The following is a 15,308-nucleotide window of genomic DNA, read 5'->3' as shown; positions in this document are numbered from 1 at the left end:
ACCGCGCGCCCTTGCCGTCAGTCCAGGCCCACCTGGGCCATGAAGTCCACGCTCTTGAGACGTCGCCCCAGGTGGTGCGAGATGAAGACGTTGAGCAGACTCCGAGCCCGGGCGCGCAGGTCCGCGGGCAGTGGCGTGCGCTCGCCCTCCTGGAGCGCTCGCAGTCCGGAGAGCAGCTCCGCGGGAATGGGGACGGCTTCGCGGGCGCGCAGGCTGCACGGCTCGCAGACAGCGCCTCCGTGGGCCTGGTCGAACCGGGGACGCTCACCCGGCTCCTTTCCGCACAGCGAGCACGAGTCGAAGCGAGGCATCAGTCCCGCGTGGGCCAGGGCCGACAGCTCGAAGGCCAGCAGCGACGTGGGGCCCGCCTCCTTCGCGTCCAGGCGGCGCAGGTAGCCCTCGAGCAGGAAGAAGAGCTCCGGCTGCGGCTCGTGGTCTCGGGTCAGCTCCCGGCACAGCTCCACGGCGTACAGCGCGCGGGCGATGAGCGACAGGTCCTCTCGCGCGGCGTAGTAGCCGGCGACGATGTCCGTGGAGTCCAGCCGCACCGTGGAGCCCCGAGTCTCGACGATGTGGACGCGCAGCCGCATGAACGGCTCCAGCGCGCCGGCGAAGCGTCGCTTGCTCTTGCGAGCGCCCGAGGCGAAGGCCGTCAGCTTCCCATGCTCGCGCGTCAGCAGCGTGACGAGTCGGTCCGCCTCGCCGTAGTCCATGGTGGACAGCACGAGCGCATCGTCGTCGTAGCGCTCCATGACGTCATTCAACGCGCGAGCGGAGAAGGAAGCTTCCCGCTCAGCACGAGGAACAGGTAGACGCCCAGCGCCAGGGCCACCAGGAGGACGGACAGCCCCACGTAGGCGCGCTTGCGTCGCTCCTTCTCCAGCTGGGCGGGGGACGGAGATGGCACCGAGCGGTCCACCTCTTCGTAGCGCAGCACGGCCTCTTCCGGAGACAGGCCGATGACCTGCGCGTACGCCTTGATGTAGTTCACCACGAAGATGCGCGAAGGCAGCCGCTCCACCTGGCCCGCTTCCAGGGCGGCGATGAGCGTCGGGGGAATCTTGGTCTCCCGCGCGACGTCCTCCAGGGACATGCCCCGGAGGTCGCGCTGCTGGCTCAGGTACTTGCCGAAGTCGACGTGGTCCACGATACGCCCAGATAGCAGACTAGAGCTTTTCGAGCAGCCTTCGGCAGTCGTCCTTCATCTCCTGCTCGCCCGCCTTGGCCTTGGCCTCGCAGAACTGGAAGGCCTGCTTGGCCGCATCCGCCTGCCCCAGCTTCGCCAGACAGACGCCTTCGCGCATGTGCGCCTCGGCCGCTTCCGGGCAGCTCTCACGGAAGCGGGAGAACTGGCGGCACGACTCATCCAGCTTGCCCGTCTCGTCGTAGATGATGCCCAGGTTGCGGTAGCCCAGGCAGAAGCCGGGGTTGGTCGTCACGGACGCCTTGAGGCTGCTCACCCCGCGCGTCGTGTCGCCCTTCTTGTAGAGCGCCCAGCCCATGTTGGCCTGGGCGATGTAGGGCGTCAGGTAGAGCATGTCGTTGAGGACCTGCTCGTAGAGCTTGATGGCCTCGTCGTAGCGGGACTGGTCCAGGTGCACGTTGGCCAGGTTGGTGCGCGCCTCGGAGAAGCCGGGCCGCACCTTCAGCGCGTGCTCGTAGTGCTTCACCGCCTCGGCGGGCCGGCTGAAGACCAGGTGCAGCAGGATGCCCATGGCGTTGTGGGCCTCCGGGTAGTCCGGGTCGTTCTCCAGGGACACCTGCAGCTCGCGCAGCGCGTCCTGGACGTGCCCCTGCTGCTGGGCCTGGAGCGCCAGGTCGTAGTGGATCTCCGCGCTGCGGCGCTCCTTCTCCGTGGGGGTATGGACGCAGCCGGAGAGCGCGAGCACGAGCGCGAGGGAGCAGGTTGCTGAGACGAGGCGGAGCATGGGAGCGGTTCTCGACGACGGAAAGGGAGTGGGAGGCAGGGATTCAGAAGGCCGCGAGGAACCGGCCCAGGGTGGTGGTGACGTTCTTCTTCTCCTCCGCGCGCGCCTTCACCGCCGGCACGAGCGTGGGGTCCTTGAAGAAGACCGGCAGCGTCTTGAGCATCTCGTCCTGCTGCTCCGCCGGCTGCGCGCGCCAGTTGGCGTCATCCATCATGAAGCCGAGCGACTCGACGAAGGCGAGCGCCTCCCCCTCGTCGTCGCGGTACTCGTCCGCCGTCATGTTGCGGCGGCCGGACAGGTACACGGCGCAGTCCCCCGCCTCGGAGAGGTAGAGGTAGACGAAGACGGCCGCCCCCTGCCCTCCCCGGAGGCCCACGACGAACGCCTGGGCCGGCCCGGCCTGCTTGCCGGGGATGGCCACATGCGGCGTGTTGAGCGAGGTGTGCAGCGCGAGGATCTGCTCACGCGTCGCGGGAAGCCCGCGGTAGCGCTCATCCAGGTTGAACACGACGTGTCTCTCCGTGAACCCTCCCCCGTCAGCGCGTGGTGAGGGTGAACTCCTGTGTGACGTCCTTCGACTCCGCCGCCGTCGTCTGGAAGCGGATGAGCGGGTTGTCGATCATCACGTTCCCACCGCCCTCGTTGCCTTCCCCGATGATGACCCGGAACACGTGCTTGGGCGAATCGCTGCGCCTCGAGCCCGTGCCGACCTTCTTCGCCATCAACATCACCTGGTTGGCGCCCGGCTGCAGGTGCCTGGTGACGTCGACGACGACCTGGTCCTCGTTGCCGCGCAGCTTCCGCAACCACCGGGAGTTGACGTACACGTCGATGTCGTACTCGGTCATCCCCGGCACCGTCTGCTCTGTCACCAGCCAGTAGCGCTGGGTGACGCGCCCCGGAGTGGTGGCCACGGCGGGGGCGGCGGCAGCGGGAGCGCCCTGTCCGGAGGCCGGCACGGCCATGGCCTGGGGGGCAGCGGCCTGGGCCACGGCGGGAGTCGCCGCGGAGGGCGCCGCGGGCGTCGTGGCGGCCTGCGCAGGAGCTGTAGGCGGCGGCGTTACCGTCGTCGTCGACGCGCGGTAGCCCGGTGCATCGATGTGGATGTTGCCGGCCTCGTCGATGCGGACGGTGGCCTTCTCGAACTTCGTGTTGGTGACGCCGTCGATCAACACACCGTTGAGGTAGACGGAGCCGGCGAGGGCACCCAGCGGCGACAGCACCACCAGGGCGGCGGTGAGCGCCGCGCTCGAAAACGGGCGATTCATGTAGTCACTCCTCGGAAACTCCAACAGTCCCGGGCACTTGCAACGCTTAGCGCACCCTGGGGAACGGGACAAGGCGCACATGCACGTGCTTGGAGCGGCCGGGCGCCCGGGAGATTCACCGACGCGTCAGGGCGTCGGCTCGGGGCTGGGGGCCTCGCGCTGGGCCAGGGCCCAGTCTCCACCCAGGCCATGGCCCTCGCGGAACCGGCGGAAGTCGCGCCGCACCGCCCGGGGATAGCGCCGGAAGCGCTCCAGCTCGCCCTGCTTGATGGCGTTGCGGATGCGGGTGGGGCCGGCGTTGTAGGCCATCAGCGCCAGCTCCAAATCTCCACCGAAGCGGTCCTGGAGCGAGCGCAGGTAGCGGATGCCCAGCCGGACGCAGAGGGCGGTATCGGCCGTCACCTCTTCCCGGGACAGCCGCAGGCCTTCCTTCTCCGCCAGGAAGTGGAGGGTGCTGGGCTTTATCTGCATCAGCCCGCGCGCGCCCTTCTCGGAGACGGCCTCCTCCGCGAAGTCGGACTCCACGTCGATGAGGGCCAGCACGAGCAGCGGATCATACCCCGCCGTCCGAGCCTCCTCCGCGATGGCCTGCCCCAGCTGCCGCCTCAGGGTGAGCCCCAGGTCTGGCGCGCGACGGGACAGCACCGCGTCGATGAGGGTGGCTTCGGGAGAGGCACTCTCCGCGCCCACCCGCTCGGGGACGACGGGCTGCACCGGACGCTCTTCCAGCAGCGGAACCACCCGCGCGGACATGACGAGCATCACCCCCGCCAGCAGGGGGACTCGGGAGCAGCCAGAGCTGAGGGCGTGGAGAGATTCGAAGAACCGCGTACCGAAAGACCTCCCGCCCGTGGGGGCGGGGGCCTTCACTTACGTTGCTCCAGGGCCTGGATGCGCTCGGCCAGGCGGTCCAGACGGGTACCGAACGCCTGGAGCTCCTCGCGACGCGGAAGCTTCATCCGAGTCACCGCGGTGCGGACCTTGTCTTCCACGTTGTGCTCCAGGTCCTTGCGGTGCCCCGCCAGACGGTCCGAGAAGGCTTGGGCCTGACGCTTCACCTCGTCCTGGCTCCAGCCCGCCACGGCGGCTACCCGCTGTACGGCTCGGGCGGCTTCCTCTTCGGCGGTGTTCACCGCCAGCAGCGCCTGACTCCAGAGGCGCTCAAAGGTTTCCGCGACGGGGTTCTTCTCTCGGGGGGCCTCGGGCTTGTTGTCCAATGGGTCTCTCCGGGAGGGGTGTACCAGGCAAGCAGGCCCGGGACAGTCGAACGGACCTGCCACGTAATCACACCCCTGGGGGTGAAGGAAACGAGAACGAGCCCCCTGCCCTGCGCCATGTCCACTCGCGGCACAGGAAGGGGGCACCAACCGTCAACCACGCGGCGCTCTCAGGCGCGCGGCGTGGTCTCCGAACCCTTCGCCGCGCCGTTGCGGCGGATGGGCTTGAGCAGCGCGTCAACCTTGCGCGACAGCTTGGACAGCTCCTTGTTGATTTCCTGAAGCTGGGACTGGCTGGCCACGCCCACCGTCTCCACCACCCGGGCCTGCAGCCCGTCCAGGCGCTTGCGCAGCTCCGTGCCGGCCGCGTTCACCTTCGTGCCCAGCTCCTTCACGCGAGGGTCCGTCAAGAGCTCACCCGCCTGGAACTTCGTCCACAGCGACTGCGCCTCCTTGGTGGCCTCCAGGCGGCGGGCGTCCAGCGCCTTCACGACCTTGCCGGCCTCGCCCTCCAGCTCCTCGATGCGCTTCTGCGCATGGGCGAGCTGGGCCTTCAGGAATACTTCGACGTTCGACAGACTGCTCTTCACCGCCTCGGCGCTCGCCTCGGTCGTGGTCGCCGCCGCCTCGTGCTTCGTCGCCTCGTGCTTCGTCGCCGCCTGCTTCGTCGTGGCCATGTCGTCCTCCCCTTTTTTGTCCCGGCGTCGCCGGGGACTAACCCGATGTGTCAAAAGTCTACGCGCGAAACTTAACGCAGCGCGCCATGGGCGTCAAGGCCGACGTCCGGGAAATCCGGCTTATCCGGGCCACAAAATGAAACCGCCGCCCCGATGCGAGCACCGGGGCGGCGGAGGGAAGCAAGCCGGCACGCCCAAGGGGCGGCCGGAGGAGGCTAGGCGGCGCCCGTCGTCTGGGTGCCTTCCGGGCGCTGGGACGGCGAGCCCAGGGGGCCACCGTCGCCATGAGCACCGGCGAGCGCGGCCTCCATCTCGTTGACCTCGTCGGTCGGGCTCTCCACCTCGATGTCGAGGTGCTTGTAGTTCGGCAGGCCCGTGCCGGCGGGGATGAGCCGGCCCATGATGACGTTCTCCTTGAGGCCGCGCAGGTAGTCCACCTTGCCGTTGATGGCGGCCTCGGTGAGCACCTTGGTGGTCTCCTGGAAGGAGGACGCCGAGATGAACGACTCGGTGGAGAGCGAGGCCTTGGTGATGCCGAGCAGCAGCGGCTCACCCACGGCCGGGCGCTTGCCCTCGGCCATGATCTTCTCGTTCTCCTCTTCGAACACCCACTTCTCGACCTGCTCGTCGACCAGGAAGTTGGTGTCGCCCACGTCGGTGACGCGCACGCGGCGGAGCATCTGCCGCACGATCGTCTCGATGTGCTTGTCGTTGATCTTCACGCCCTGGAGTCGGTAGACCTCCTGCACTTCGTCCACCAGGTAGCGCGCGAGTTCCTTCTCGCCCAGCACCTTGAGGATGTCGTGCGGGTTGGCCGCGCCGTCCATCATCGCCTCGCCGGCCTTCACGCGGTCGCCGGAGTGGACGCTGATGTTCTTGCCCTTGGAGATCAAATACTCCTTGGCCAGGTCCGTGCGCTGCTCGCCATTCACCTCGGGGGTGATGATGAGCTTGCGCTTGCCCTTGGTGTCCTTGCCGAACGACACCACGCCGTCGATCTCCGCGATGGCCGCGGCGTCCTTCGGCTTGCGCGCCTCGAAGAGCTCGGCCACGCGGGGCAGACCGCCCGTGATGTCCTTGGTCTTCGTCGTCTCGCGGGGCACCTTGGCGAGCACTTCGCCCGGGTGGATCTCATCGCCGTCGTTGACGGTGATGATGGAGCCCTGCGGCAGGAAGTAGCTCGCCGGGTTGCGGGACGAGGGCAGGTCCTTCGTGTTGCCCTGGGCGTCGCGGATGGAGACGCGAGGACGCGCCTCCGGGTCCTTGGACTCGATGATGGTCTTGCGGGACAGGCCCGTGACCTCGTCGAGCGTCTCGGACATCGTCACGCCTTCGATGATGTCCTCGTACCGGACGGTGCCGCCGACCTCGGTGAGCAGCGGAATCGCGAACGGATCCCACTCGGCCACGAGCGTACCCGGCTCGATGCGCTGGCCTTCCTTGATGAGGATGCGGGCGCCGTAGATGATCTGGTAGCGCTCGCGCTCACGGCCGGAGTCGTCGACCACGACGAGCTCGCCGTTGCGGTTCATCGCGACCAGGGTGCCATCCACCTTCTGCACCGTGGTGAGACCCGCGAACTTCACCTTGCCGGCGTAGCGGTTCTCCAGGCTGGACTGCTCCGCGCGCCGCGTCGCCGCGCCACCGATGTGGAAGGTGCGCATCGTCAGCTGCGTACCCGGCTCACCGATGGACTGCGCCGCGATGACGCCGACGGCCTCGCCCACGGACACCTTGCGACCACGCGCCAGGTCACGGCCGTAGCACTCGACGCAGATGCCGCGCTTGGCCTGGCACGTGAGCACCGAGCGGATCTTCACCTTGTCCAGACCGCTGTTCTCGATGCGGCGGACGCGCTCCTCGTCGATCTCCTCGTTGGCGCGCACCAGCACCTCGCCCGTGACGGGGTCGAGGATGTCATCCAGCGCCACGCGGCCCAGGATGCGCTCGCCGAGCGGCTCGATGATCTCTCCGCCTTCGACCAGGGCGCCGATGAACAGACCGTCCATGGTGCCGCAGTCGTACTCGTTGATGATGGCGTCCTGCGCCACGTCGACGAGACGACGGGTGAGGTAACCGGAGTTGGCCGTCTTGAGCGCCGTGTCCGCCAGACCCTTGCGAGCGCCGTGCGTGGAGATGAAGTACTGCAGCACGGAGAGGCCCTCGCGGAAGTTCGCGGTGATGGGCGTCTCGATGATTTCGCCGGAGGGCTTCGCCATCAGGCCGCGCATACCGGCCAGCTGACGGATCTGCTGGGCGCTACCACGCGCGCCCGAGTCGGCCATGATGTAGATGGGGTTGAACGAGGGCTGCTTGCGCGACTCGCGCTTGCCGTCCTTGTCCCCGGAGGCCTCCTCCTGGGAGATCTGCTGCATCATCTCCTGGGCGACCTTCTCGGTGACCTCGGCCCAGATATCGATGACCTTGTTGTAGCGCTCACCGTCGGTGATGAGGCCCTCAAGGTACTGGTTCTCGATCTCCGCCACTTCCTTGCGCGCGTAGTCCAGGAACTCCTGCTTCTTCGCAGGGATGATCATGTCCTTGAGCGCGATGGAGATGCCGGCGCGGGTCGCGTTGTAGTAGCCGAGGCTGCGGATGCGGTCCGCGAGCAGCACCGTCTCCTTCTCGCCGGTGAGGCGGTAGCAGAGGTCGATGAGGCCGCCGAGCGACTTCTTGTCGAGCACCTTGTTGATGGCGTCGAAGCCCACGCGGCGCGGCACCACTTCCCACAGGAGGACGCGGCCGACGGTGGTCTCCTTGCGGACGCCGTCGATGCGGCAGACCACCTTCGCCTGCAGGTGCACCTCGCCGTGGTCGTGCGCGGCGCGCACCTCGTCGGGCGAGCTGAACACGCGGCCCTCGCCGTTGGCGAACTCGCGGGCGCGGGTCATGTAGTAGATGCCGAGCACCATGTCCTGCGTCGGGACGATGATGGGCTTGCCGTTCGCGGGGCTGAGGATGTTGTTCGTCGACATCATCAGCACGCGGGCTTCCATCTGGGCTTCGATGGAGAGCGGCACGTGCACGGCCATCTGGTCACCGTCGAAGTCGGCGTTGAACGCCGCGCAGACGAGCGGGTGCAGCTGGATGGCCTTGCCCTCGATGAGGACGGGCTCGAAGGCCTGCATGCCCAGGCGGTGCAGCGTGGGCGCGCGGTTGAGGAGCACCGGGTGCTCGCGGATGACGTCCTCGAGGATGTCCCAGACCTCGGGACGCTCCTTCTCCACCATCTTCTTCGCCGACTTGATGGTGGTGACGTAGCCCTTCTCTTCCAGCTTGTTGTAGATGAACGGCTTGAACAGCTCGAGCGCCATGATCTTCGGCAGGCCGCACTGGTGCAGGCGCAGCTCGGGACCGACGACGATGACAGAGCGGCCCGAGTAGTCCACGCGCTTGCCGAGCAGGTTCTGACGGAACCGGCCCTGCTTGCCCTTGAGCATGTCGGACAGCGACTTGAGCGGCCGCTTGTTGGGGCCGGTGATGGTCTTGCCGCGGCGACCGTTGTCGAACAGCGCGTCCACCGCCTCCTGCAGCATCCGCTTCTCGTTGCGGATGATGATGTCAGGGGCGTTGAGCTCCTGGAGGCGCTTGAGGCGGTTGTTGCGGTTGATGACGCGGCGGTACAGGTCGTTCAGGTCGGAGGTCGCGAAGCGGCCACCGTCGAGGGGAACGAGCGGGCGCAGGTCCGGCGGAATCACCGGAATCACGTCCAGCATCATCCACTCGGGCTTGTTGCCGGAGACGCGGAACGCCTCGGCCACCTTCAGGCGCTTGGCGTACTTCTTCCGCTTCGCCTCGCTGGTGGTCTCGCGCATGTCCTTGCGCAGGTCCTCGGACAGCCTCTCCACGTCCAGCGCCTTGAGCATCTCGCGGACGGCCTCGCCGCCCATGCCCGTGGTGAAGGAGTCCTCACCGTGCTCCTGGTAGAGCCGGTGCATCTTCTCTTCGCTGATGAGCTCGCCCTTGGTCAGCGGCGTCGACTTGGGGTCGAGGACGATGTAGCTCTCGCAGTAGAGGACCTTCTCCAGCTCCTTGAGCGTGATGTCGAGCAGGTTGCCGATGCGGCTCGGCAGCGACTTGAGGAACCAGATGTGGGCCACCGGCGTGGCCAGGGTGATGTGGCCCAGGCGCTCGCGGCGGACCTTCGACTGGATGACCTCCACGCCACACTTCTCACACACCACGCCACGGTGCTTCATGCGCTTGTACTTGCCGCAGTTGCACTCGTAGTCCTTCACCGGCCCGAAGATGCGGGCGCAGAACAGGCCGTCACGCTCCGGCTTGAACGTGCGGTAGTTGATGGTCTCCGGCTTCTTCACCTCGCCATGGGACCACTGGCGGATCTTGTCGGGCGACGCCAGCGCGATGCGGATGGCGTTGAACGACAGCGGGTCCTTCGGCTTCTCGAAGAAGTTGAAAATGTCCTTCACGTTGCCTCCGAAATCTCGTGAGGCGTCCCCCGTGGGGAACGCCAGCTGATTCGGGCCCCCGCCCCGGACCCGGCCGCGCCCACCCTTTTCAGGGTGGCGGGCGGCCGGTCAGGCGGGCGCTCCGGCTCTCTCAGGCGTCAGTACCGGTCTTCCGGTCTTCGCCGTCACCACCACCACCCAGGAAGTCACCGCCGAAGCTGCGCTGCCGCTCCGGGGGGGCGTGCTCCAGCAGCTCGACGTCGAGCGCGAGTGACTGGAGCTCCTTGAGAAGCACGTTGAACGACTCGGGCAGGCCACTCTCCAGGACGTTGTCGCCCTTGACGATGGCCTCGTACATGCGCGTGCGGCCCACCACGTCGTCCGACTTGACGGTGAGGAACTCCTGCAGCGTGTACGCCGCGCCGTAGGCCTCCATCGCCCAGACTTCCATCTCTCCCAGTCGCTGACCGCCGAACTGGGCCTTGCCGCCCAGCGGCTGCTGGGTGACGAGGGAGTAGGGACCAATGGACCGGGCGTGGATCTTCTCGTCCACCAGGTGGTGCAGCTTCAGCATGTACATGACGCCGACGGTGACGTTCTGGTCGAACGGCTCACCGGTGCGCCCGTCGAAGAGCACCATCTGGCCCGTGCGCGGCAGCTTCCCCTCGTCCAGCAGCTGGTGGATCTCCAGCTCGTGGGCGCCGTCGAACACCGGCGTGGCCACGTGGATACCCCGCTTGGAGCGACGGCAGAGCTGCTTGATCTCCTCCTCGTCCAGCTTGTCGAGGAACTCGCCGAACGCGGTCTCCTCGCCGTAGATGGCCTTGAGGCGGACCTTGATGGCGTCCGCGCTCCAGTTGTCCTCCACGTAGCGCTGCAGCGCCTCGCCGGTGCCCTTGGCGGCCCAGCCCAGGTGCGTCTCGAGGATCTGCCCGATGTTCATGCGGCTGGGAACGCCGAGCGGGTTGAGGACGATGTCCACCGGACGGCCATCCTCCAGGTACGGCATGTCCTCCTCGGGGAGGATGCGGGACACGACGCCCTTGTTTCCGTGGCGGCCGGCCATCTTGTCGCCCACGGCCAGCTTGCGCTTGATGGCGACGTACACCTTCACCATCTTGATGACGCCGGGGGGCAGCTCGTCGCCCTTCTTGATGCGGGCGATCTTCTCGCCGAAGGCCAGCTTCACGGCCTCCTTCGTCTCCTCCAGGTTGCGGAGGATGTCGCGCACGCGGGAGTCGAGCGGGTCGCCGACGGAGATCTCGCCCCAGTACTTGTAGGGCACGGTGGCCAGCAGCGCGTCGTCGAGGATGTCCCCCTTCTTCAGGAGGATCTTCCCCTTGTCGTCCACGAGCTTGCCCTGGACCTCCTTGCCACGCACCAGCGCACGGATGCGGCCGATGGCGCTGTCCTGGAGGACCTTGATCTCGTCGTTCTGGTCCTTGAGGAGCTTCGCCTCCTCCATGGACTCGATCTGCTTGGCGCGCTCGTCCTTCTCCACGCCCTTGCGGCTGAACACCTTGGCGTTGATGACGGTGCCCACCACGCCCGGAGGCACGCGCAGGGAGCTGTCGCGAACGTCGCCGGCCTTCTCGCCGAAGATGGCGCGCAGCAGCTTCTCTTCGGGAGACAGCTGCGTCTCGCCCTTCGGGGTGATCTTGCCCACCAGCACGTCGCCGGGCTTCACCTCGGCGCCGATGCGGATGATGCCGCTCTCGTCGAGGTCCTTGAGGGCTTCCTCACCCACGTTCGGGATGTCGCGGGTGATCTCTTCCTTGCCCAGCTTGGTGTCTCGCGCGATGCACTCGAACTCTTCGATGTGGATCGACGTGAAGACGTCATCCTTCTGGATGCGCTCGCTGATGAGGATGGAGTCCTCGAAGTTGTAGCCCTGCCACGGCATGAACGCGACGACCACGTTCTGCCCCAGCGCCAGCTCACCCGTCTCGGTGGCCGGGCCGTCGGCGATGACGTCACCCTTCCGGACCTTGTCGCCCTTGCTGATGATGGGCTTCTGGTTGAGGCAGGTGTTCTGGTTGGAGCGCTGGTACTTGAGCAGGTTGTAGATGTCGACCTCGCTCGAGACGTCGCTGAGCGAAGCCGGCACGTCCGCCTTCACCACGATGCGGCCCGCGTCCACGCTCTCCACCGTGCCGTCGCGCTTGGCCACGCACGTCACGCCGGAGTCGCGCGCGACGATGGCCTCGATGCCCGTACCCACCAGCGGCGCGCTGGTGCGCAGCAGGGGCACCGCCTGGCGCTGCATGTTGGAGCCCATGAGGGCGCGGTTGGCGTCGTCGTTCTCCAGGAACGGGATGAGCGACGCGGCCACCGACACCAGCTGGTTCGGAGACACGTCCATCAGGTCCACGTCCTCGGCGCGAGCCTGGACGAACTCACCGCCGCGGCGGCTGGACACGAGCGCGTTGACGAACTTGCCCTTCTTGTCCGTCTCCGCGTTCGCCTGGCCGATGGTGTGCTTCTCCTCCTCGAGCGCCGAGTAGAAGGCCACGTCCGTCGTCACGATGCCCGCTTCGACCTTCCGGTACGGCGTCTCCACGAAGCCGAACTCGTTGACGCGCGCATACGTCGACAGCGACGCGATGAGGCCGATGTTCGGACCTTCCGGCGTCTCGATGGGGCAGATGCGGCCGTAGTGCGTCGGGTGCACGTCGCGCACCTCGAAGCCGGCGCGCTCGCGGGTCAGACCGCCGGGCCCGAGCGCGGACAGACGGCGCTTGTGCGTCACCTCGGACAGGGGGTTCGTCTGGTCCATGAACTGCGACAGCTGGCTGGACCCGAAGAACTCCTTGATGACCGCCGTGACGGGCTTGGCGTTGATGAGGTCGTGCGGCATGAGCGTCTCGATCTCCTGGAGGCTCATGCGCTCCTTGATCGCCCGCTCCATGCGAACCAGACCGATGCGGTACTGGTTCTCCAGCAGCTCACCCACCGCGCGCACCCGGCGGTTGCCGAGGTGGTCGATGTCGTCGATGGTGCCCTTGCCGTTCTTCAGATCGATCAGGTAGCGGATCACCTCGAGGATGTCGCGCTTGGTGAGGATCTGCCCGTCGAGAGGCTCCTCGAGGCCGAACTTGAAGTTCAACTTGAGGCGACCGACCTTGGACAGGTCGTAGCGCTCCGGGTTGAAGAACAGGTTGGTGAACAGGTTGATCGCCGTCTCCGGCGTCGGCGGATCGCCAGGGCGCAGGCGGCGGTAGATCTCCATGATGGACTGCTCGGGCGTCTCGAGCTTGTCCAGCATCAACGTCTCACGCAGGTACGGACCCACGTTGAGGTTGTCGATGAAGAGGACCTTGAACTCCTTGATGTTGCGCTTGAGGAGCTCGTCGATCTTGTCCTGCGAGACTTCCTCGTTGCACTCGAGGATGACCTCGCCGGTGTTCTCGTCCACCACGTCGTAGGCGGACACCTTCGTGAAGAGCTCGTCCGCGTCGATGGGCAGCGTCTTCATCTTCGCCGCTTCGAGCTTCTTGATGGCGGCGCGGGTGAACTTGCGGTTCTTCTTGACGATGAGCTCGCCCGTCTTCGTCTTGATGTCGCGGGTGGCTCGCTGGCCCGGGAGCAGCTCCAGCTCGACGCTCTTCTCGAAGTCCGTCGCGCTCTGGAGGTAGATGGTCTCCGTGGCGTAGTAGTAGTTGAGGATCTCCTCGGTGGAGCCCTTGAACTCCAGCGGGTTCTTCTTCGCGGTGTCGCTGACGGCGCCCAGGGCGCGGATGAGCACCGTCGCGGGCAGCTTGCGCCGGCGGTCGATGCGCACGTACAGCAGGTCCTTGTGGTCGAACTCGAAGTCGATCCACGAACCGCGGTAGGGAATGATGCGGGCGTTGTAGAGCAGCTTGCCAGACGAGTGGCTCTTGCCCTTGTCGTGGTCGAAGAAGGCACCCGGGCTGCGGTGCAGCTGGCTGACAACGACGCGCTCGGTCCCGTTGATGATGAAGGTGCCGTTCTGGGTCATCAGCGGGATTTCCCCGAAATAGACCTCCTGCTCCTTCACGTCACGGATGGACTGGGCGCCAGTCTCCTCATCCTTGTCCCACACCACCAGGCGGACCACGACCTTGATGGGGGCGGAATAGGTCATCCCGCGCTGATGGCACTCATCGACATCGTACTTCGGCTTCTCCAGGTGGTAGCTGACGAACTCCAGCGACGACGTCTCGTTGAAATCCCGAATCGGGAAAACCGAGTTGAAGACACCCTGAAGTCCGACGTCCTCACGCTTCTCCGGCGCGATATCGGCCTGGAGGAACTTCTCGTAGGACTGCTTCTGGATGTTGATAAGATTGGGAATGTCGATGATCTTCGCGATCTTCGCGAAGGTCTTCCGCACGCGGAAATTGTTCTGGATCTGCGTCGGCATTCTGGCTCCGGGGACGGCTGCTCGGGCGGGGCAAACATCAATAACGCGCGGCGGCGCCGGGAAATTTGCAACTGTCAAATGGGCAAAGCCGGCAGCCCCCCTCACTGGGAGCGCCGGCCTGCTCATTCGGTCAGGAAGCTGCTTGGGAATTCCCGGAAACCAAGCAGCTCCTGTTCGACTTACTTGACGTCGACGGTGGCGCCAGCCGCGACGAGCTGGTCCTTGATCTTCTTGGCGTCGTCCTTGTTGACGCCTTCCTTGACCGTCTTGGGCGCGCCCTCGACCAGGTCCTTGGCCTCCTTCAGGCCCAGGCCGGTGATGGCGCGGATCTCCTTGATGACGTTGATCTTGTTGGCGCCGGCGTTCGCCAGCACCACCGTGAACTCCGTCTTCTCCTCGACAGGAGCGGCGGGGCCGGCTGCGGGGCCGGCAACGGCAACGGCGGCAGCGGCGGAGACGCCCCACTTCTCCTCGAGGGCCTTCACCAGGTTGGCGGCCTCGATGATGGTCAGGGAGGAAAGCGAATCAACGATTGCGTTCAGGTCAGCCATGGAACTGTGTCCTTCTTGGATTGACTAACGGCCTTACTCCCAAAGGGAGGAACGGCCGAAAAGGTGGGTGTAGAAAAACTTCTCGGATTGATGAGGGAAACTACCCCTGCGCCTTGTCCGCGTGGGCCTGAACGACCCGCGCGAGCTGCGTACCCGGGGCGGCGATCGTCCGAACCAGCTTGGTCGCCGGCTGGGTGATCATCCCGAGCAACTGCGCCCGGAGCTCGTTGAGACCCGGCAGCTTCGCCAGCTGCTTGACACCGGCGACGTCGACCTTGCGGCCGTCGACCACGCCACTGCGGATCTTGATCTTGTCCTCGAGGTCTTTCGTGAACTCGGCCAGGATCTTCGCTGGGGCCACCACATCGCCGTAGCTGAGACACAGAGCCACGGGACCCGTGAAGTCATCAGCGATGACAGCCAAGTCCGTGCCCTGCGCAGCACGACGCGCCAGCGTGTTCTTGATGACCTTGTACTCGACGTTGCCCTCACGGAACTTCTTGCGCAGCTTCGTCACCGTCTCCACATCCACCTTGGAGAACTCGGCAACGACGGCCGACTTGGTCCGCGAGAACTTCTCGTGGAGTTCCTTGATCATCTCCTCCTTCTCGCTCTTCAGCACTTTGACTCACCTCCTTACTGGCCCGTCTTCCGACGGGCGTGATGCCTGGGCCAAAGTGGCAGAGCGAGAGGAGTCTCCGAGAGACACCACAACGCACCTCCAGTCTCGGCAGGGCTGGCCTTGCGGCCGTTTGAACCCGACAGGGGAAGCCATGCCCCGACCGGTTGTCCGGTTCCCAACGGGGCACTTCTCCTCTGACCGGGTCCCTGCTGTCATGAACCAGGTCGGAACACCCGTCTCACGACGTGGCGC

General features: G+C 66.2%; 12 protein-coding genes. All 12 read right to left on the bottom strand.

The features are described from left to right. Positions 1 to 17 precede the first annotated feature (17 nt). Positions 18 to 752, bottom strand: a complete 735-nt coding sequence (gene recO / locus LZ199_RS02530; RefSeq protein WP_253992012.1) for a DNA repair protein RecO — start codon at positions 750 to 752, stop codon at positions 18 to 20. Positions 753 to 760: 8 nt separating this feature from the next. Continuing rightward, entirely contained in the window at positions 761 to 1,147 is a 387-nt protein-coding gene (locus LZ199_RS02525) for a helix-turn-helix domain-containing protein (RefSeq protein ID WP_253992011.1), read from the bottom strand. Positions 1,148 to 1,166: 19 nt separating this feature from the next. Continuing rightward, entirely contained in the window at positions 1,167 to 1,928 is a 762-nt protein-coding gene (gene tgl / locus LZ199_RS02520) for a social motility TPR repeat lipoprotein Tgl (protein ID WP_253992010.1), read from the bottom strand. 43 nt (positions 1,929 to 1,971) lie between these two features. Further along, on the bottom strand, positions 1,972 to 2,436 hold the full coding sequence (locus LZ199_RS02515; RefSeq protein WP_253992009.1) for a social motility and stimulation tgl protein: 465 nt from the start codon (positions 2,434 to 2,436) through the stop codon (positions 1,972 to 1,974). Between the two features lie 28 nt (positions 2,437 to 2,464). Beyond that, positions 2,465 to 3,196 (bottom strand): hypothetical protein, encoded by a 732-nt coding sequence (locus LZ199_RS02510; protein ID WP_253992008.1) that lies wholly within the window; start codon positions 3,194 to 3,196, stop codon positions 2,465 to 2,467. Between the two features lie 126 nt (positions 3,197 to 3,322). Continuing rightward, positions 3,323 to 4,066 (bottom strand): lytic transglycosylase domain-containing protein, encoded by a 744-nt coding sequence (locus tag LZ199_RS02505; protein ID WP_253992007.1) that lies wholly within the window; start codon positions 4,064 to 4,066, stop codon positions 3,323 to 3,325. After that, complete coding sequence (locus tag LZ199_RS02500) at positions 4,063 to 4,413, bottom strand: phasin family protein (protein ID WP_253992006.1); 351 nt, start codon at positions 4,411 to 4,413, stop codon at positions 4,063 to 4,065. The genes LZ199_RS02505 and LZ199_RS02500 overlap by 4 nt, the downstream gene beginning before the upstream one ends. A 170-nt stretch (positions 4,414 to 4,583) precedes the next feature. After that, positions 4,584 to 5,090 (bottom strand): hypothetical protein, encoded by a 507-nt coding sequence (locus LZ199_RS02495; protein WP_253992005.1) that lies wholly within the window; start codon positions 5,088 to 5,090, stop codon positions 4,584 to 4,586. Between the two features lie 215 nt (positions 5,091 to 5,305). Beyond that, complete coding sequence (rpoC, locus tag LZ199_RS02490; RefSeq protein ID WP_253992004.1) at positions 5,306 to 9,520, bottom strand: DNA-directed RNA polymerase subunit beta'; 4,215 nt, start codon at positions 9,518 to 9,520, stop codon at positions 5,306 to 5,308. Between the two features lie 130 nt (positions 9,521 to 9,650). Then, positions 9,651 to 13,883 carry a DNA-directed RNA polymerase subunit beta gene (gene rpoB, locus LZ199_RS02485; RefSeq protein WP_174458971.1) on the bottom strand — a complete coding sequence of 1,411 codons (4,233 nt, stop codon included), beginning with the start codon at positions 13,881 to 13,883 and terminating at the stop codon, positions 9,651 to 9,653. 179 nt (positions 13,884 to 14,062) lie between these two features. Continuing rightward, positions 14,063 to 14,434 (bottom strand): 50S ribosomal protein L7/L12, encoded by a 372-nt coding sequence (gene rplL / locus LZ199_RS02480; RefSeq protein WP_253992003.1) that lies wholly within the window; start codon positions 14,432 to 14,434, stop codon positions 14,063 to 14,065. A gap of 100 nt (positions 14,435 to 14,534) precedes the next feature. Continuing rightward, complete coding sequence (gene rplJ / locus LZ199_RS02475) at positions 14,535 to 15,056, bottom strand: 50S ribosomal protein L10 (RefSeq protein ID WP_253992002.1); 522 nt, start codon at positions 15,054 to 15,056, stop codon at positions 14,535 to 14,537. Positions 15,057 to 15,308: the final 252 nt, after the last annotated feature.

Source organism: Myxococcus qinghaiensis (genome assembly GCF_024198215.1).
GTDB lineage: Bacteria > Myxococcota > Myxococcia > Myxococcales > Myxococcaceae > Myxococcus > Myxococcus qinghaiensis.
The sequence above is the reverse complement of the archived record's forward strand: the minus strand, read 5'-3'. Positions and strand labels throughout refer to the sequence as shown.

Coding starts and splice junctions, on each gene's coding strand:
- rplL (WP_253992003.1), bottom strand. CDS start 14,434: ATGGCTGACCTGAACGCAATCGTTGATTCGCTTTCCTCCCTGACCATC.
- rpoB (WP_174458971.1), bottom strand. CDS start 13,883: ATGCCGACGCAGATCCAGAACAATTTCCGCGTGCGGAAGACCTTCGCG.
- LZ199_RS02510 (WP_253992008.1), bottom strand. CDS start 3,196: ATGAATCGCCCGTTTTCGAGCGCGGCGCTCACCGCCGCCCTGGTGGTG.
- LZ199_RS02495 (WP_253992005.1), bottom strand. CDS start 5,090: ATGGCCACGACGAAGCAGGCGGCGACGAAGCACGAGGCGACGAAGCAC.
- recO (WP_253992012.1), bottom strand. CDS start 752: ATGGAGCGCTACGACGACGATGCGCTCGTGCTGTCCACCATGGACTAC.
- tgl (WP_253992010.1), bottom strand. CDS start 1,928: ATGCTCCGCCTCGTCTCAGCAACCTGCTCCCTCGCGCTCGTGCTCGCG.